Origin of the sequence: Kitasatospora albolonga (genome assembly GCF_039535905.1) — a bacterium.
Taxonomy (GTDB): domain Bacteria; phylum Actinomycetota; class Actinomycetes; order Streptomycetales; family Streptomycetaceae; genus Kitasatospora; species Kitasatospora albolonga.
Window position 1 is genome coordinate 111,126 of record NZ_BAAAYB010000089.1, and the last position, 16,423, is coordinate 127,548.

Below are 16,423 nucleotides of genomic sequence, written 5' to 3' on the forward strand. Positions count from 1 at the left end.
AGAGGGCGTGCAGAAGCACGCTACGAGTGAGCCGACGGTCCATCGTACGCCACGGGCCCAGCCACGCCAAAACCGGCTCAGAGGCTGGTGACGACCAGCGGCTCGACGTGCGCGGTGCAGTGCGCGCAGCGGCGGGCCGCCTCGGGGATCTCGCTCAGGCACTCCGGGCACGGGCGCTTCGCGGCCTTCGGCTTCTTCGGCAGGTAGCGGGCGGTCGCCTTGGTGACCGGCAGCACCACGCAGAAGTACAGCACCGCGGCGGTCAGCAGGAACGCGATCAGCACGTTCAGGAACTGGCCGTACGGGAAGGTGACCTCCAGCACGGTGAAGCTGTACGAGCGGAAGTCGCCGGCCGCACCGACCACCACGCCGACCAGCGGGGTGAGGAACGCGGCCACGAAGCCGGTCACCACCGCGGTGAAGGCCGAGCCGATGACCACACCGACGGCCATGTCGATCACGTTGCCGCGCATCATGAAGTCGCGGAATCCCTTGAGCACTTGCTCGTCCCCTTTTCAGCGGTTGTCAGCTGCTAAAAATAGGACAAACGGCCTGCAGGACGAAACCTGCAGGCCGTACGTGTGTCGAAGGGCTCAGCCCAGGGGATCCGGAGCCGCCACCACGCCCAGCTTCGCCAGCTCGGCCTTGCCGCCGTCGAAGGCGGTGAGCACCAGCGGGCCCTGCTCGGTGACGGCCACCGAGTGCTCCCAGTGCGAGGCCCAGGTGCCGTCGTTGGTGACGACGGTCCACTCGTCGTCCAGGATCGCGGTGTGCGGGGTGCCGAGCGAGACCATCGGCTCGATCGCCAGCACGGTGCCCGGGATCAGCTTGGGGCCCTTGCCCCGGCCGGCCACGTAGTTCAGCACGTGCGGCTCCATGTGCATCGCGGTGCCGATGCCGTGGCCGCCGTAGCCCTCGGTGATGCCCCACTTGCCCTTGGGCGGGAGCGGCTGGCGGCGGACGAAGCCCTCGATCGCCCGGGAGACGTCGACCAGGCGGTTGCCCTTCTTCATCTGGGCGATGCCGGCCCACATCGAGCCCTCGGTCACCTTGGAGAGCAGCTCGTTCTGCGGGGCGGTCTCCCCCACCGCGACGGTGATCGCCGCGTCGCCGTGCCAGCCGTCGACGATCGCGCCGCAGTCGATCGAGATGATGTCGCCCTCCTGGAGGACCCGCTCGCCGGGGATGCCGTGCACGACCTCCTCGTTGACGGAGGCGCAGATCACGCCGGGGAACCACAGACCGCCGTGGTGCGCGCGGAAGTTGGAGGTCGCACCGTGGCCGGTGATCACCTTGTCCGCGATGTCGTTCAGCTCCTGGGTGGTGATCCCCGGGGCCACCGCCTCCCGGCAGGCCTTCAGCGCCTCGGCCACGACCAGCCCGGCCACGCGCATCTTGGCGATCTGCTCGGGGGTCTTGATCTCCACCATCTGGGTTCCACGCCTTCCGTCCGTACTACAGCTACTCACCTACGGTACGACGCGACGACGGCCGGGAAGTCCACGAGGGGCTTCCCGGCCGTCGTCGTCAGACCGTCAGGCGTTCTTCTTCAGTGCGCCGACCGCGCGCTCGGTGACCTCGTCGACCTTGCCCAGCGCCGAGATGGTGACCAGTAGACCCTGGTCCGCGTAGTAGCCGATGATCGGCTCGGTCTTGGTGTGGTACTCCTCCAGGCGGACCCGGACGGCCTCTTCGGTGTCGTCCGAACGCTGGTACAGCTCGCCGCCGCACTCGTCGCAGACGCCCTCGGCCTTCGGCGGGTTGTAGACCACGTGGAAGACGTGGGCGCCGTTGTTGCGGCAGAGCCGGCGACCGGCGATCCGCTTCACGACCTCGTCCTCGGGGACCTCCAGGTCCAGCACGCCGTCCAGGGCGATGCCGGCCTCGGCCAGGATCTCGTCCAGGGCCTTGGCCTGGCCGAGGTTCCGCGGGAAGCCGTCCAGCAGGAAGCCGTTGGCGGCGTCGTCCTGGAGCATGCGGTCCTTGGCCATCCCGATGGTGACCTCATCCGGTACCAGGCGACCCGCGTCCATGTACGCCTTCGCCTCGAGCCCCAACGGGGTGCCCTGGCTGATGTTGGCGCGGAACAGGTCTCCGGTGGAGATGTGGGGAATGGACAGGGTCTTGGCCAGGACGTGCGCCTGAGTACCCTTCCCGGCCCCGGGAGGTCCGACGAGGACGATACGCATCAGCGGAGGAACCCTTCGTAATTACGCTGCTGGAGCTGGCTCTCGATCTGCTTCACAGTTTCGAGTCCGACACCGACGACGATGAGCACACTGGTGCCACCGAACGGGAAGTTTTGGTTCGCGTTGAAGGCGACCAGGGCGATCATCGGGATCAACGCGATCAGGCCCAGGTAGAGCGACCCCGGCCACGTGATACGGGTCAGCACGTAGTTAAGGTACTCGGCCGTCGGTCGGCCGGCCCGGATGCCCGGGATGAACCCACCATACTTCTTCATGTTGTCGGCAACTTCTTCGGGGTTGAAGGAGATGGCGACGTAGAAGAACGCGAAGAACACGATCAGCACGAAGTAGGTGGCCATGTAGATCGGGTGGTCACCGCGGACGAAGTTGGTGTTGATCCACTGCGCCCAGCCGGCCTGGCTGTTCGTCAACTGCGCCACCAGCGCCGGGATGTACAGCAGCGAGGAGGCGAAGATGACCGGGATGACACCCGCCTGGTTGACCTTCAGCGGGATGTAGGTCGAGGTGCCGCCGAAGGCGCGGCGGCCGATCATGCGCTTGGCGTACTGGACCGGGATCCGGCGCTGCGCCTGCTCGACGAAGATGACCAGGATCACGACGACGACGCCGATCGCGATCACGCTGAAGAACTCGACCCAGCCGCCACCGATCTTGCCGGAGAGCTTGATCGCCCACATCGAGCCCGGGAAGCCGGAGGCGATGGAGGTGAAGATCAGGATGGACATGCCGTTGCCGATGCCGCGGTCGGTGATCAGCTCACCGAGCCACATGACCACGGTGGTGCCCGCGGTCATGGTGATCACCATGGAGGCGATGCGGAAGATCGACTGGTCCGGCACCACCTGGTTGGCGAGCGAGCAGCCCGAGAACAGGGCGCCGCTGGAGGCCGTCGCGACGATGCCGGTGCCCTGGAGCACGGCGAGCGCGATGGTCAGGTAGCGGGTGTACTGGGTGATCTTCGCGGTGCCGGCCTGGCCCTCCTTCTTCAGCGCCTCGAGCCGCGGGATGACCACGGTGAGGAGCTGGAGGATGATGCTGGCCGTGATGTACGGCATGATGCCGAGCGCGAAGATCGTCAGCTGGAGCAGCGCGCCACCGCTGAAGAGGTTCACCAGGCCGAACAGACCACTCTGCGACTGGTCCTTCAGACACTGGTTGACCGCGACGAAGTCGACGCCCGGTACGGGAACGTGGGCGCCCAGCCGGAACAGCACCATGATGCCCAGCGTGAACAGCAGCTTCTTGCGCAGGTCGGGCGTCTGGAACGCCCGCGCGAACGCACTGAGCACGGTGCCTCCTGCGCCTCCCGCACGTCGTCGGCGGAAGGGTCGGTCCTGAATGGGTGTGTGGGGATTGCAGCCCCCGTGGGCCCCGGGTTTCTCCGGACGGCACAGGCAAGCCTGGGCGCAGCCTACAAGGGAACTCCACGGACTCTAACAGTGCTCGGCCACCCGAAAGAAGCGCGTACCACCCCTCCCCCACGCACGGGGGACGGGATGCCCGTTTTGACACACAAAAGTCAGCGGAAAATCGGCCGGGAAAGCACGGAACCCCGTCCCTCCCGAAGGAGGAACGGGGTTCCGAGGAACGTCAGCGGGCTCAGATGAGCTCGGTGACCGAACCGCCGGCGGCGGTGATCTTCTCGGCGGCGGAGCCGGAGACGGCGTCGACCGTCACCTGCAGCGCGACCGCGATGTCGCCCTGGCCGAGGACCTTGACGAGCTCGTTCTTGCGAACGGCGCCCTTCGCGATCAGGTCGGCCACGGTGACCTCGCCACCGTTCGGGTAGAGCTCGGCCAGCTTGTCCAGGTTCACGACCTGGAACTGCTTGTGGGCCGGGTTCTTGAAGCCCTTCAGCTTCGGCAGGCGCATGTGGAGGGGCATCTGGCCACCCTCGAAGCGCTGCGGAACCTGGTAGCGGGCCTTGGTGCCCTTGGTGCCACGACCTGCGGTCTTACCCTTGGAACCCTCACCACGACCGACGCGGATCTTGTCGGTCTTGGCACCGGGGGCCGGGCGCAGGTTGTGGATCTTGATCGGCGAGTTGTCTGCCATTTCAGTCCACCTCCTCGACCGTGACGAGGTGACGAACGGTGTGGACCATGCCGCGGATCTCCGGGCGGTCCTCCTTCACCACGGTGTCGTTCAGCCGCTTGAGGCCGAGCGAGCGCAGGGTGTCACGGTGGTTCTGCTTGCTGCCGATGTACGACTTGGTCTGAGTGACCTTCAGGCGAGCCATCAGGCGCTCACCGCCGCAGCGGTACCGGCGGCACGGGCGCGCAGCAGCGCGGCCGGGGCCACGTCCTCCAGCGGCAGGCCACGACGGGCCGCGATCTCCTCGGGGCGCACGAGGCCCTTCAGAGCGGCAACCGTGGCGTGCACGATGTTGATGGCGTTGTCCGAGCCGAGCGACTTCGACAGGATGTCGTGAACGCCGGCGCACTCCAGGACGGCACGCACCGGGCCACCGGCGATAACACCGGTACCGGGGGACGCCGGCTTCAGGAGCACGACGCCGGCGGCCTTCTCACCCTGGATCGGGTGCGGGATGGTGCCCTGGATACGGGGGACCTTGAAGAAGTTCTTCTTGGCCTCCTCAACACCCTTGGCGATGGCGGCCGGAACCTCCTTCGCCTTCCCGTAACCGACACCCACGGTGCCGTCACCGTCGCCCACCACGACCAGCGCGGTGAAGCTGAAACGACGACCACCCTTGACAACCTTGGCGACACGGTTGATCGCGACGACGCGCTCGACGTAAGCAGTCTTCTCGACGGCGGGGGCGTTGCCCCGGTCGTCGCGCTTACGGTCACGCCGCTCGCCACCGCCGGTGCCGCCGCCGGCGCCGCTGCCGCGGCGCTGGGGTCCAGCCATTGGTATTACCTCTCTCGTTTACGTCCGTCGACTGGGTCGACGAGCGGCTTAGAAGTCGAGCCCGGCCTCGCGGGCCGCGTCCGCCAGGGCGGCGATGCGGCCGGCGTACCGGTTGCCCGCGCGGTCGAAGACGACCGACTCGATGCCGGCGGCCTTGGCGCGCTCGGCGACCAGGCTCCCGACCTTCTTGGCCAGCTCGGTCTTGTCGCCCTCGTTGCCCTTGATGGACACGTCGAGGGTGGACGCCGACGCCAGGGTGTGACCCTTGGCGTCGTCGATGACCTGGGCGACCATGTGACGGTTCGAGCGCGTCACAACGAGGCGCGGACGCACCTCGGTGCCGACGACGCGCTTGCGAACGCGGATCGCGCGGCGCTTGCGGGCGGCGTTCTTGTAGCCGTTGCCCTTGCCGATCTTGACAGAGACAGTCATGGCTTACTTACCACTCTTTCCGACCTTGCGGCGGATGACCTCGCCCGCGTACTTGACACCCTTGGCCTTGTACGGGTCGGGCTTCCGCAGCTTGCGGATCTTCGCGGCGACCTCGCCGACCTTCTGCTTGTCGGTGCCGTCCACGTGGAACTTGGTGGGCGACTCGACGACGAAGGAGATGCCCTCCGGCGCCTCGACCAGGATCGGGTGGCTGTAGCCGAGCTGGAACTCCATGTCGGAGCCCTTCGCGGCGACACGGTAACCAACACCGCTGATCTCGAGCGACTTGCGGTAGCCCGCGGTCACGCCGGTGATCATGTTCGCCACCAGCGTGCGGGAAAGGCCGTGGAGGGCCTTCGACTGACGCTCGTCGTTCGGGCGGGTGACGAGCAGCGTGCCGTCCTCGCCCTTGCCGATCTCGATCGGCGCGGCGACGACGTGGGTGAGGGTGCCCTTGGGGCCCTTCACCGAGACCGCCTGGCCATCGATGGTGACGTCCACGCCGGCGGGAACCGGGATGGGCAGCCGTCCAATGCGAGACATTGCTGTACCTCCGTTTCCCGAATTACCAGACGTAGGCGAGAACTTCTCCGCCTACGCCCTTCTTGGCAGCCTGCTTGTCCGTGAGGAGACCCGAGGACGTGGAGATGATCGCCACGCCCAGGCCGCCGAGGACCTTCGGCAGGTTGGTGGACTTTGCGTAAACGCGCAGACCCGGCTTGCTGATGCGCTTGATGCCGGCGATGGAGCGCTCACGGTTGGGGCCGAACTTGAGCTCGATGGTCAGCTTCTTGCTGACCTCGCCCTCAACCGGCTCCTCAACCTTGTAGGAGGAGATGTACCCCTCCTGCTGCAGGATCTCGGCGACGTGCGCCTTGAGCTTGCTGGCCGGCATCGCCACGGTGTCGTGGTACGCCGAGTTCGCGTTACGCAGACGCGTGAGCATGTCTGCGATGGGGTCGGTCATGGTCATGATGGCCTCAGGCCTCTCTCGCCGTGGTTTCTCCGCGCCAGGTCCCCCCGACGCACTCGTGGAGTGCGGCGGGGGCACAGACGCAGGGGACCTGCGACGTAGTAAGACTGGGTGCGAGCCCTCTCACAGAGGGTCGCGGACAGCACACAACTGACCGCGACAGGGGGCCCGACCCCACTACCTTACGGGATTCCGTACGGCTCCCCCAAAACGGGGGCGTGTGGGGTCGGGCACTCCTGCTGATTCGCTGGTGCGACTAAGGCTCTGGCTTACCAGGAGCTCTTGGTCACGCCCGGCAGCTCGCCGCGGTGCGCCATCTCACGGAGGCACACACGGCACAGGCCGAACTTGCGGTACACCGAGTGCGGACGGCCGCAGCGCTGGCAGCGGGTGTACGCACGCACGCCGAACTTCGGCTTGCGCTCGGACTTCGCGATGAGGGACTTCTTCGCCATTGGCTCACGCCTCCTTGAACGGGAAGCCCAGAGCGCGCAGGAGCGCCCGGCCCTCGTCGTCGTTCTGAGCGGTGGTCACGACGGTGATGTCCATACCGCGCTGACGGTCGACCTTGTCCTGGTCGATCTCGTGGAACATGACCTGCTCGGTCAGACCGAACGTGTAGTTGCCACGGCCGTCGAACTGCTTCGGCGAGAGGCCGCGGAAGTCACGGATACGCGGCAGGGCCAGCGACACCAGACGGTCCACGAACTCCCACATGCGGTCACCACGGAGGGTGACGTGGGTGCCGATCGGCTGGCCCTCGCGCAGCTTGAACTGCGCGATGGACTTACGGGCCTTCGTCACCGCCGGCTTCTGGCCGGTGATGGCGGTGAGGTCGCGGATCGCGCCCTCGATCAGCTTGCTGTCACGGGCAGCCTCGCCGACACCCATGTTGACCACGACCTTGACCAGGCCGGGGATCAGCATGACGTTCTCGTACTTGAACTGCTCCTGCAGCTGGCCCTTCACCTCGGAGTTGTAACGCTCCTTGAGGCGGGGGGCCACCTTCTCAACAGTCGTCTCAGACATCAGATGTCCTCACCGGTTCGCTTGGCAACGCGGATCTTGTTGCCCTCGTCGTCGAAGCGGTAACCAACGCGGGTGACGACCTTCTTGCCGTCCTTCTCCACGACCAGCTGGACGTTGGAGACGTGAACGGGAGCCTCGACGGTGACAATGCCACCCTGGGTGCCCGGACCCGGCTTGGTGTGCTTCTTGACCCGGTTCACACCCTCGACCAGGACCTTGTTCTCGGCGGGGATGGCCTGGATGACCTTGCCCTGCTTGCCCTTGTCCTTGCCGGTGATGACCTGAACCAGGTCACCCTTCTTGATCTTCATGCTGTTCGCCATGGGTTAGAGCACCTCCGGCGCCAGCGAGATGATCTTCATGAACTTCTTGTCGCGCAGCTCGCGGCCCACCGGGCCGAAGATGCGGGTGCCACGGGGGTCACCATCGGCGTTCTTCAGAACGACGGCGGCGTTCTCGTCGAAGCGGATGTACGAGCCATCCGGACGACGACGCTCCTTGACGGTGCGGACGACGACGCACTTGACGACGTCACCCTTCTTCACCGAACCGCCGGGGATCGCGTCCTTGACGGTGGCGACGATGACGTCCCCGATACCGGCGTAGCGGCGACCGGAGCCACCGAGAACACGGATGCAAAGGATCTCCTTGGCACCGGTGTTGTCGGCGACGCGCAGTCGCGACTCCTGCTGGATCACAGCTTTCTCCTGATCGTCAACGAAGGTCGACGGGCCGGCCGCTGCTCACCCGGTCGTCTTGCGACACCAGGCACATACGGCCGTACCACATCGGCTTCGTTACTTGGCCTTCTCGAGGATCTCGACGACGCGCCAGCGCTTCGTCGCGGACAGCGGGCGGGTCTCCATGAGGAGGACCCGGTCGCCGATGCCGCAGGCGTTCGCCTCGTCGTGCGCCTTCAGCTTGTTCGTACGGCGGATGACCTTGCCGTACAGCGCGTGCTTGACGCGGTCCTCGACGGCGACGACGACGGTCTTGTCCATCTTGTCGCTGACGACGAGACCCTCACGGGTCTTGCGGAAGCTGCGCGTCTCGTTGGTGTTCTCAGTCATCAGGCGTTCTCCACCGTCTCGATGCCCAGCTCGCGCTCGCGCATCAGGGTGTAGATCCGCGCGATGTCCTTACGGACGAGCTTGAGCCGTCCGTGGTTGTCGAGCTGCCCGGTCGCCGCCTGGAAGCGGAGGTTGAACAGCTCCTCCTTCGCCTCACGGAGCTTGGCGACGAGAGCCTCGTTGTCCAGCTCGCGAAGCTCTGCAGCCTTCGTGGCCGACATCAGCTCTCACCGTCCTCGCGCCGGACGATCCGGCACTTCATCGGCAGCTTGTGCGCGGCGCGGGTGAGCGCCTCGCGAGCCACCTTCTCGTTCGGGTACGACAGCTCGAACATGACCCGACCCGGGTGCACGTTCGCGATCCACCACTCCGGCGAACCCTTACCGGAACCCATGCGGGTCTCGGCCGGCTTCTTGGTCAGCGGACGGTCCGGGTAGATGTTGATCCAGACCTTGCCGCCACGGCGGATGTGACGGGTGATCGCGATACGAGCGGACTCGATCTGACGGTTCGTCACGTAGGCCGGGGTGACGGCCTGGATGCCGAACTGGCCGAACGCCAGCTCGGTGCCACCCTTGGCAGCGCCACGGCGCTTCGGGTGGTGCTGCTTGCGGTGCTTGACCCGACGGGGGATCAGCATGAGGTCAGGCCTCCGTTCCGGTGCTCTCGGCAGCCGGCGCCTCGGTCACCGCGGCCGGAGCCTCGGTGTTCGCGGGACGACGACCGCCACGGGCGCCACGCTCGCCGCCACGGCCACCGCGCTCGCCGCCACGCGCGGGGCGGGCGTCGTTGCGGGCCGGACGGTTGCCCGAGCGGGCAGCGGCGTTCTCAGCGCGGACCTCGGCGATGTTCTTGACGTCGCCCTTGTAGATCCAGACCTTCACGCCGATGCGGCCGAAGGTGGTCTTGGCCTCGAAGAAGCCGTAGTCGACGTTCGCACGGAGGGTGTGCAGCGGCACGCGACCCTCGCGGTAGAACTCCGAACGGCTCATCTCGGCGCCGCCGAGACGACCGGAGCACTGGACCTTGATGCCCTTGGCGCCGGACTTCATGGTGCCCTGCATCGACTTGCGCATGGCACGGCGGAACGACACGCGGGAGGACAGCTGCTCCGCGACGCCCTGAGCCACGAGCTGGGCGTCCAGCTCGGGGTTCTTGACCTCGAGGATGTTCAGCTGGACCTGCTTGCCGGTCAGCTTCTCGAGGTCACCGCGGATGCGGTCGGCCTCGGTGCCACGGCGGCCGATGACGATGCCGGGGCGAGCGGTGTGGATGTCGACGCGGACGCGGTCGCGGGTGCGCTCGATCTCGACCTTGGAGATGCCGGCGCGCTCCATGCCCTTCGTCATCATGCGACGAATGGCGACGTCTTCCTTGACGTAGTCCTTGTACAGCTTGTCGGCGTACCAGCGGGACTTGAAGTCCGTGCTGATGCCGAGGCGGAACCCGTGCGGGTTAACCTTCTGGCCCATTACCGGGTCCCTTCCTTGCTGCTGACGACCACGGTGATGTGGCTGGTCCGCTTGCGGATCCGGTAGGCACGGCCCTGGGCGCGCGGACGGAACCGCTTCAGGGTCGGGCCCTCGTCAACGTACGCCTCGCTGATGACGAGGTCGTCCACGTTGGAGTGGTTGTAGTTGTGCGCGGCGTTGGCGATGGCGCTGTTGAGCACCTTGCCGACCGGCACGGTGGCAGCCTGCGGAGCGAAACGCAGGACCGCCTGGGCCTCCGTGGCACTCATGCCACGGATGAGGTCCACCACGCGGCGGGCCTTCATGGGCGTGACGCGGATGTACCGCGCCTGGGCCCTGGCTTCCATGGTTGTCCCCTTAATGGAGTAAGTCACTTGAGTCGTGCTGGCGCTGAAGCTCGCGGAGCGACTAGCGGCGCTTCGACTTGCGGTCGTCCTTCACGTGCCCCTTGAAGGTGCGCGTGGGGGCGAACTCGCCGAGCTTGTGGCCGACCATCGACTCGGTGACGAACACCGGGACGTGCTTGCGGCCATCGTGGACCGCGATCGTGTGACCGAGCATGCTCGGGGCGATCACGGAGCGACGGGACCAGGTCTTGATGACGTTCTGGGTGCCCGCCTCGTTCTGCGCGTCCACCTTCTTGAGAAGGTGGCCGTCGATGAAGGGGCCCTTCTTGAGACTGCGCGGCATCTGACCTGCTCCTAGCGCTTCTTGTTGGTCTTGCGGCGGCGCACGATGAGCTTGTCCGACGCCTTGTTCGGGCGACGGGTACGGCCCTCGGGCTTACCCCACGGCGAGACCGGGTGGCGACCACCGGAGGTCTTACCCTCACCACCACCGTGCGGGTGGTCGATCGGGTTCATGGCCACACCACGCACGGTCGGGCGGACGCCCTTCCAGCGCATACGGCCGGCCTTGCCCCAGTTGATGTTCGACTGCTCGGCGTTGCCGACCTCGCCGACAGTGGCGCGGCAGCGGGCGTCGACCAGACGGATCTCACCGGAGGGCATGCGCAGGTGCGCCATCTTGCCCTCACGCGCCAGCAGCTGGATGCCGGAGCCGGCGGAGCGGGCCATCTTGGCACCGCCGCCGGGACGCAGCTCCACCGCGTGGATGGTGGTACCGACCGGGATGTTGCGCAGCGGCAGGTTGTTGCCCGGCTTGATGTCGGCCGCGGGGCCGTTCTCGATCCGGTCACCCTGGGCGATGCCGCGCGGGGCGATGATGTAGCGCTTCTCGCCGTCCGCGTAGTGCAGGAGCGCGATGCGCGCGGTGCGGTTGGGGTCGTACTCGATGTGAGCGACCTTGGCCGGCACGCCGTCCTTGTCGTGACGACGGAAGTCGATCACGCGGTAGGCGCGCTTGTGGCCGCCACCCTGGTGGCGAGCGGTGACACGACCGGCGTTGTTACGGCCGCCCTTGCTGTGCAGCGGGCGAACCAGCGACTTCTCCGGCGTGGACCGCGTGATCTCGACGAAGTCGGCCACGCTCGAGCCACGACGGCCCGGCGTAGTCGGCTTGTACTTGCGGATACCCATTTTCGTCCTCGTCCTTAACGACGATCCGAGTCCTCCGTCAGGAGGTCGGACCACCGAAGATGTCGATGCGGTTGCCCTCGGCCAGCGTCACGATGGCGCGCTTGGTGTCCTTGCGCTTGCCGAAACCGGTCTTGGAGCGCTTGCGCTTGCCCTGACGGTTGATCGTGTTGACAGCCTCGACCTTGACCGAGAAGACCGCCTCGACGGCCTGCTTGATCTGGGTCTTGTTGGACCCCGGCGACACGATGAACGTGTACTTGTTCTCGTCGAGGAGCGAGTAGCTCTTCTCGGAGATGACCGGCTTCACCAGGACGTCACGGGGGTCCGTGAACGTCTTGCTCGTGATCTCTGCAGCCATCAGGCGGCGCTCCCTTCGAGCTCGCCCTCAGCAGCCACGGCCTTGGCGGACGCGGCCGGACCGGCCACGAAACGCTCGAAGGCGGCCTGGGTGAAGACCACGTCGTCGGAGACGAGCACGTCGTAGGTGTTCAGCTGACCCGCGTCCAGGATGTGCACGTTCGGCAGGTTGCGAGCGGACTTGATGCCCAGCTCGTCCTCGCGCTCGACGACCAGGAGGACGTTCTTGCGCTCGGAGATCTTGCCGAACAGGCCCTTGGCGGCCTTGGTCGACGGCGCCTCGGCCGCAACGACGCCGGTGACGACGTGGATGCGGTTGTGGCGGGCCCGGTCGGTGAGCGCGCCACGCAGAGCGGCGGCGATCATCTTCTTCGGGGTCCGCTGCGAGTAGTCGCGCGGCACGGGACCGTGCACGACGCCACCGCCGGCGAACTGCGGCGCACGGGTCGAGCCCTGACGGGCGCGACCGGTGCCCTTCTGGCGGTACGGCTTCTTGCCGCCGCCACGGACCTCGCCGCGGGTCTTGGTCTTGTGGGTGCCCTGACGGGCGGCAGCGAGCTGCGCCACGACGACCTGGTGCATCAGCGGGATGCTGACCTTGGCGTCGAAGATCTCGGCGGGCAGCTCGAGGCTGCCGGCCTTGTCGCCAGCCGGCGACAGGATGTCAATGGTGCTCATTTCACAGCCCCTTCGCCGCGGTGCGGACGAGGACGAGGCCGCCGTTCGGGCCCGGGACCGCACCCTTGATGAGGAGCAGGCCCTTCTCCGCGTCGACCGCGTGCACGGTCAGGTTCTGGGTGGTCACACGCTCGTGGCCCATCCGACCAGCCATGCGCATGCCCTTGAACACGCGACCCGGGGTGGCGCAGCCACCGATCGAGCCGGGCGAACGGTGCTTGCGCTGGGTGCCGTGACCGGCGCCGAGGCCCTTGAAGTTGTGACGCTTCATGACACCGGCGAAGCCCTTGCCCTTGGAGGTGCCGGTCACGTCGACCTTGACACCCGCCTCGAACAGCTCTGCGGTGATCTCCTGGCCGAGGGTGTACTCGGAAGCATCCGCGGTGCGGAGCTCGACCAGGAAGCGGCGCGGGGTGACACCGGCCTTGGCGAAGTGACCCGCGAGGGGCTTGTTCACCTTGCGGGGGTCGATCTCGCCGAAGCCGATCTGCACGGCGTCGTAGCCGATGCCGTCAGCGGTGTGGACCTGGGTCACGACATTGGGCCCGGCCTTGACGACGGTCACCGGAACGATCCGGTTGTTCTCGTCCCAGACCTGGGTCATGCCGAGCTTCTCGCCCAGGATGCCCTTAATCTGCTTTGCCATCTTCGTCGCGCCTCTCAGAGCTTGATCTCGATGTCGACGCCGGCCGGAAGGTCGAGGCGCATCAGCGAGTCAACGGTCTTCGGGGTCGGGTCGAGGATGTCGATCAGACGCTTGTGAGTGCGCATCTCGAAGTGCTCGCGCGAGTCCTTGTACTTGTGCGGCGAGCGGATGACGCAGTAAACGTTCTTCTCAGTGGGCAGCGGCACCGGGCCCGCGACCTGCGCACCAGTGCGAATGACGGTCTCGACGATCTTCTTCGCCGAGGAGTCAATCACCTCGTGGTCGTAGGCCTTGAGCCGGATGCGGATCTTCTGTCCCGCCATGGCTACTCAGTAGTCCTTTGTGTCGTCTGTTGCTTCTGCAGCCGGATTCGGCCGGGTGGCTTGGTCCGGTGGCGCCCCCGGGTGGTTACCTTCTCCGACCCCCGCGCTCGGGCGTGTCGCCCTCTCGCTTGCAAGAAACCGGGAAGGTCACGCCTTCTCGGTCTCGGTACATCGGGGTCGGCGAGGTCTTGCACCCGCCAGGCGCCGGGTCGAGGCCCTGCCCACGCTTCCCGGAAGATTCCCGTACGTCCGCCCCGCAGCTGCCGCGGTGTCGACTACACACCACTACGCCCACATACAGCACGTGGGAATATGAACGGCCATCACGGGAACGACGAGTACCTGGGACTCGCTTCCAGTCCTCCCGGCGGGAGGCGCGCAGCATCGGCAACTCAACCGAGCAACTAGGACATCCTGCCACAATCGGCAGGTCGGATGCCAATCGGAGCAGCGCGTGATCCGCACCACGCGCCCCCGCGGGCTCCAACTCAGGCCCGCTGTACGACAGTTCGGTCTCCGACCCGCAGCGGCTGCCACCAGTCGCGGTGCTCGCGGTACCAGCGGACGGTGTCGGCCAGGCCGGCCCGGAACTCCACCCGCGGCTGGTAGCCGAGCTCGGCGCGGGCCCGGGCGCCGTCCAGCGAGTACCGCCGGTCGTGGCCCTTGCGGTCGGGGGCGCGGCGGACCGCCTCCCAACCGCGGCCGGTGGCGGCCAGCAGCAGGCCGGTGAGCTCACGGTTGGTCAACTCGGTTCCCCCGCCCAGGTGGTAGACCCGGCCGGCCCGGCCGCGGGCCAGCGCCAGTTCGATGCCCCGGCAGTGGTCGTCCACGTGCAGCCAGTCCCGGACGTGACCGCCGTCGCCGTAGAGCGGGACGGTCCGGCCGTCCAGCAGCTCGGTGGCGAAGAGCGGGATCAGCTTCTCCGGGAACTGGTACGGCCCGTAGGTGTTGGAGGAGCGGGTGACCACCACGTCCAGGCCGTGGGTGCGGTGGTAGGAGAGGGCGAGCAGGTCGGCGGCGGCCTTGGAGGCGGCGTACGGGGAGTTCGGCGCGAGCGGCTCGTCCTCGGTCCAGGAGCCCTCGGCGATCGAGCCGTAGACCTCGTCGGTGGAGACGTGCAGGAAGCGGCCGACACCGTGCTCCAGCGCCGCGTCCAGCAGGACCTGGGTGCCGAGCACGTTGGTGCGCACGAAGGGGGCCGCTCCGGCGATCGAGCGGTCCACGTGGGTCTCGGCGGCGAAGTGCACCACCGCGTCGTGGCCGGGGAGCACCCGCTCCACCAGCTCGTGGTCGCAGACGTCGCCCCGGACGAAGGCGTAGCCGGGGTGGCCGGTCACCGGGGCGAGGTTGGCCTCGACGCCCGCGTAGGTGAGCGCGTCGAGCACGGTGACCCGGGCCGCGGGGTCGGCCGCCAATCGGGCCCGGACGTACGCGGAGCCGACGAAGCCGGCCCCGCCGGTGACGAGGATGCGCCTGGTGGTGCCTTGCTGTGGAACGGCGGAGGGCCCGCCCTCCGTCCTCGCGGACGGGGGGCGGGCCCTCCGGCTGACCAGTGGTCAGATCGGCAATTACTTGACGATCTGGGTGACCTGGCCGGCGCCGACGGTGCGGCCACCCTCACGGATGGCGAACTTCAGGCCCTCCTCCATGGCGATCGGCTGGATCAGCACGACGTCCATGGCGGTGTTGTCGCCCGGCATGACCATCTCGGTGCCCTCGGGGAGGGTCACGACGCCGGTCACGTCCGTGGTACGGAAGTAGAACTGCGGGCGGTAGTTGTTGAAGAACGGGGTGTGACGGCCACCCTCGTCCTTCGACAGGATGTAGGCCTGGGCCTTGAACTCGGTGTGCGGGGTGACCGAGCCCGGCTTGATGATGACCTGGCCGCGCTCGACGTCCTCGCGCTTGATGCCACGGAGGAGCAGACCGACGTTCTCACCGGCCTGGCCCTCGTCGAGCAGCTTGCGGAACATCTCGATGCCGGTGACCGTGGTGGTGGTCTTGGTCTCCTTGATGCCGATGATGTCGACAGTCTCGTTGACCTTGAGGACACCGCGCTCGATGCGGCCGGTGACGACGGTGCCACGACCGGTGATCGTGAAGACGTCCTCGATCGGCATCAGGAACGGCTGGTCCACGGCACGGGCCGGGGTCGGGATGGCCTCGTCCACGGCCTCCATCAGGCCGAGGAGCTTCTGGCCCCACTCGGCGTCGCCCTCGAGCGCCTTCAGCGCCGAGACGCGGACGACCGGCAGGTCGTCGCCCGGGAAGTCGTACTCGGAGAGCAGCTCGCGGACCTCGAGCTCGACGAGCTCCAGGATCTCCTCGTCGTCCACCATGTCGGACTTGTTCAGCGCGACGACGATGTAGGGGACGCCGACCTGGCGGGCCAGGAGGACGTGCTCCTTGGTCTGCGGCATCGGGCCGTCGGTGGCGGCGACGACGAGGATCGCACCGTCCATCTGGGCCGCACCGGTGATCATGTTCTTGATGTAGTCCGCGTGACCCGGGCAGTCGACGTGGGCGTAGTGACGCGCCTCGGTCTGGTACTCGACGTGCGCGATCGAGATGGTGATACCGCGCTGCCGCTCCTCCGGCGCCTTGTCGATCTGGTCGAACGGCGTGAAGGGGTTGATCTCCGGGTACGCGTCGTGCAGCACCTTGGTGATGGCCGCGGTAAGAGTGGTCTTACCGTGGTCGATGTGACCGATGGTGCCGATGTTGACGTGGGGCTTCGTCCGCTCGAACTTCGCCTTCGCCACTGCAGTCCTCCTGAGGACAGTTCTGTACGCCGTGCTGACGTCAGTTGGTCTTTGATCGG

27 protein-coding genes are annotated in these 16,423 nt (G+C 67.1%); all 27 read right to left on the reverse strand.

Annotation, left to right across the window (positions count from 1 at the left end; all coding sequences use genetic code 11):
• Nucleotides 1–77: 77 nt before the first annotated feature.
• The gene (mscL, locus tag ABD946_RS22175) at nt 78–500 is read right to left on the reverse strand and encodes a large conductance mechanosensitive channel protein MscL (protein WP_345286206.1); all 423 of its coding nucleotides are present in this window, start codon (nt 498–500) and stop codon (nt 78–80) included.
• Between the two features lie 93 nt (nt 501–593).
• Complete coding sequence (gene map, locus ABD946_RS22180; protein ID WP_345286208.1) at nt 594–1,430, reverse strand: type I methionyl aminopeptidase; 837 nt, start codon at nt 1,428–1,430, stop codon at nt 594–596.
• A gap of 105 nt (nt 1,431–1,535) precedes the next feature.
• Nucleotides 1,536–2,189 carry an adenylate kinase gene (locus ABD946_RS22185; protein ID WP_345286210.1) on the reverse strand — a complete coding sequence of 218 codons (654 nt, stop codon included), beginning with the start codon at nt 2,187–2,189 and terminating at the stop codon, nt 1,536–1,538.
• Complete coding sequence (gene secY, locus ABD946_RS22190) at nt 2,189–3,499, reverse strand: preprotein translocase subunit SecY (RefSeq protein WP_345286212.1); 1,311 nt, start codon at nt 3,497–3,499, stop codon at nt 2,189–2,191. The genes ABD946_RS22185 and secY overlap by 1 nt, the downstream gene beginning before the upstream one ends.
• A 310-nt stretch (nt 3,500–3,809) precedes the next feature.
• Nucleotides 3,810–4,265: a 50S ribosomal protein L15 gene (rplO, locus tag ABD946_RS22195; RefSeq protein WP_345286214.1), complete on the reverse strand. Its 456-nt coding sequence runs from the start codon at nt 4,263–4,265 to the stop codon at nt 3,810–3,812.
• 1 nt (nt 4,266) lies between these two features.
• Complete coding sequence (gene rpmD, locus ABD946_RS22200; protein WP_014136270.1) at nt 4,267–4,449, reverse strand: 50S ribosomal protein L30; 183 nt, start codon at nt 4,447–4,449, stop codon at nt 4,267–4,269.
• On the reverse strand, nt 4,449–5,084 hold the full coding sequence (gene rpsE, locus ABD946_RS22205) for a 30S ribosomal protein S5 (RefSeq protein WP_345286217.1): 636 nt from the start codon (nt 5,082–5,084) through the stop codon (nt 4,449–4,451). The genes rpmD and rpsE overlap by 1 nt, the downstream gene beginning before the upstream one ends.
• 48 nt (nt 5,085–5,132) lie before the next feature.
• Nucleotides 5,133–5,516, reverse strand: coding sequence for a 50S ribosomal protein L18 (gene rplR / locus ABD946_RS22210; protein WP_345286219.1), 384 nt, complete (start codon nt 5,514–5,516; stop codon nt 5,133–5,135).
• Nucleotides 5,517–5,519: 3 nt separating this feature from the next.
• Nucleotides 5,520–6,059 (reverse strand): 50S ribosomal protein L6, encoded by a 540-nt coding sequence (rplF, locus tag ABD946_RS22215; RefSeq protein ID WP_345286221.1) that lies wholly within the window; start codon nt 6,057–6,059, stop codon nt 5,520–5,522.
• 22 nt (nt 6,060–6,081) lie between these two features.
• Nucleotides 6,082–6,489, reverse strand: coding sequence for a 30S ribosomal protein S8 (gene rpsH, locus ABD946_RS22220; protein ID WP_345286223.1), 408 nt, complete (start codon nt 6,487–6,489; stop codon nt 6,082–6,084).
• 269 nt (nt 6,490–6,758) lie between these two features.
• Complete coding sequence (locus tag ABD946_RS22225; RefSeq protein WP_030055830.1) at nt 6,759–6,944, reverse strand: type Z 30S ribosomal protein S14; 186 nt, start codon at nt 6,942–6,944, stop codon at nt 6,759–6,761.
• Between the two features lie 4 nt (nt 6,945–6,948).
• Complete coding sequence (gene rplE / locus ABD946_RS22230; RefSeq protein WP_345286227.1) at nt 6,949–7,518, reverse strand: 50S ribosomal protein L5; 570 nt, start codon at nt 7,516–7,518, stop codon at nt 6,949–6,951.
• Nucleotides 7,518–7,829 carry a 50S ribosomal protein L24 gene (gene rplX, locus ABD946_RS22235; RefSeq protein WP_345286354.1) on the reverse strand — a complete coding sequence of 104 codons (312 nt, stop codon included), beginning with the start codon at nt 7,827–7,829 and terminating at the stop codon, nt 7,518–7,520. The genes rplE and rplX overlap by 1 nt, the downstream gene beginning before the upstream one ends.
• Nucleotides 7,830–7,844: 15 nt before the next feature.
• Nucleotides 7,845–8,216 (reverse strand): 50S ribosomal protein L14, encoded by a 372-nt coding sequence (gene rplN, locus ABD946_RS22240; RefSeq protein ID WP_014136277.1) that lies wholly within the window; start codon nt 8,214–8,216, stop codon nt 7,845–7,847.
• A gap of 99 nt (nt 8,217–8,315) precedes the next feature.
• Nucleotides 8,316–8,588 carry a 30S ribosomal protein S17 gene (gene rpsQ / locus ABD946_RS22245; RefSeq protein ID WP_345286229.1) on the reverse strand — a complete coding sequence of 91 codons (273 nt, stop codon included), beginning with the start codon at nt 8,586–8,588 and terminating at the stop codon, nt 8,316–8,318.
• Complete coding sequence (gene rpmC, locus ABD946_RS22250; RefSeq protein WP_345286356.1) at nt 8,588–8,812, reverse strand: 50S ribosomal protein L29; 225 nt, start codon at nt 8,810–8,812, stop codon at nt 8,588–8,590. The genes rpsQ and rpmC overlap by 1 nt, the downstream gene beginning before the upstream one ends.
• On the reverse strand, nt 8,809–9,228 hold the full coding sequence (gene rplP / locus ABD946_RS22255) for a 50S ribosomal protein L16 (protein ID WP_030232476.1): 420 nt from the start codon (nt 9,226–9,228) through the stop codon (nt 8,809–8,811). Before rplP ends, rpmC begins: the two co-directional genes overlap by 4 nt.
• A 4-nt stretch (nt 9,229–9,232) precedes the next feature.
• The gene (gene rpsC, locus ABD946_RS22260) at nt 9,233–10,060 is read right to left on the reverse strand and encodes a 30S ribosomal protein S3 (protein ID WP_345286233.1); all 828 of its coding nucleotides are present in this window, start codon (nt 10,058–10,060) and stop codon (nt 9,233–9,235) included.
• Complete coding sequence (gene rplV / locus ABD946_RS22265) at nt 10,060–10,407, reverse strand: 50S ribosomal protein L22 (RefSeq protein ID WP_057231334.1); 348 nt, start codon at nt 10,405–10,407, stop codon at nt 10,060–10,062. The genes rpsC and rplV overlap by 1 nt, the downstream gene beginning before the upstream one ends.
• Nucleotides 10,408–10,468: 61 nt before the next feature.
• The gene (gene rpsS / locus ABD946_RS22270) at nt 10,469–10,750 is read right to left on the reverse strand and encodes a 30S ribosomal protein S19 (protein ID WP_345286236.1); all 282 of its coding nucleotides are present in this window, start codon (nt 10,748–10,750) and stop codon (nt 10,469–10,471) included.
• A gap of 11 nt (nt 10,751–10,761) precedes the next feature.
• The gene (rplB, locus tag ABD946_RS22275) at nt 10,762–11,598 is read right to left on the reverse strand and encodes a 50S ribosomal protein L2 (protein ID WP_345286238.1); all 837 of its coding nucleotides are present in this window, start codon (nt 11,596–11,598) and stop codon (nt 10,762–10,764) included.
• Between the two features lie 37 nt (nt 11,599–11,635).
• Entirely contained in the window at nt 11,636–11,956 is a 321-nt protein-coding gene (gene rplW / locus ABD946_RS22280) for a 50S ribosomal protein L23 (RefSeq protein ID WP_380149358.1), read from the reverse strand.
• Nucleotides 11,956–12,633 carry a 50S ribosomal protein L4 gene (gene rplD, locus ABD946_RS22285; RefSeq protein ID WP_345286240.1) on the reverse strand — a complete coding sequence of 226 codons (678 nt, stop codon included), beginning with the start codon at nt 12,631–12,633 and terminating at the stop codon, nt 11,956–11,958. The genes rplW and rplD overlap by 1 nt, the downstream gene beginning before the upstream one ends.
• A 1-nt stretch (nt 12,634) precedes the next feature.
• Entirely contained in the window at nt 12,635–13,279 is a 645-nt protein-coding gene (gene rplC, locus ABD946_RS22290) for a 50S ribosomal protein L3 (protein ID WP_345286242.1), read from the reverse strand.
• 14 nt (nt 13,280–13,293) lie between these two features.
• On the reverse strand, nt 13,294–13,602 hold the full coding sequence (rpsJ, locus tag ABD946_RS22295; RefSeq protein WP_012785157.1) for a 30S ribosomal protein S10: 309 nt from the start codon (nt 13,600–13,602) through the stop codon (nt 13,294–13,296).
• Between the two features lie 488 nt (nt 13,603–14,090).
• Nucleotides 14,091–15,071 carry a dTDP-glucose 4,6-dehydratase gene (rfbB, locus tag ABD946_RS22300; RefSeq protein ID WP_345286360.1) on the reverse strand — a complete coding sequence of 327 codons (981 nt, stop codon included), beginning with the start codon at nt 15,069–15,071 and terminating at the stop codon, nt 14,091–14,093.
• 99 nt (nt 15,072–15,170) lie between these two features.
• A complete protein-coding gene (tuf, locus tag ABD946_RS22305) occupies nt 15,171–16,364 on the reverse strand; it encodes an elongation factor Tu (RefSeq protein ID WP_345286245.1) in 1,194 nt (397 codons plus the stop codon).
• Nucleotides 16,365–16,423 lie beyond the last annotated feature (59 nt).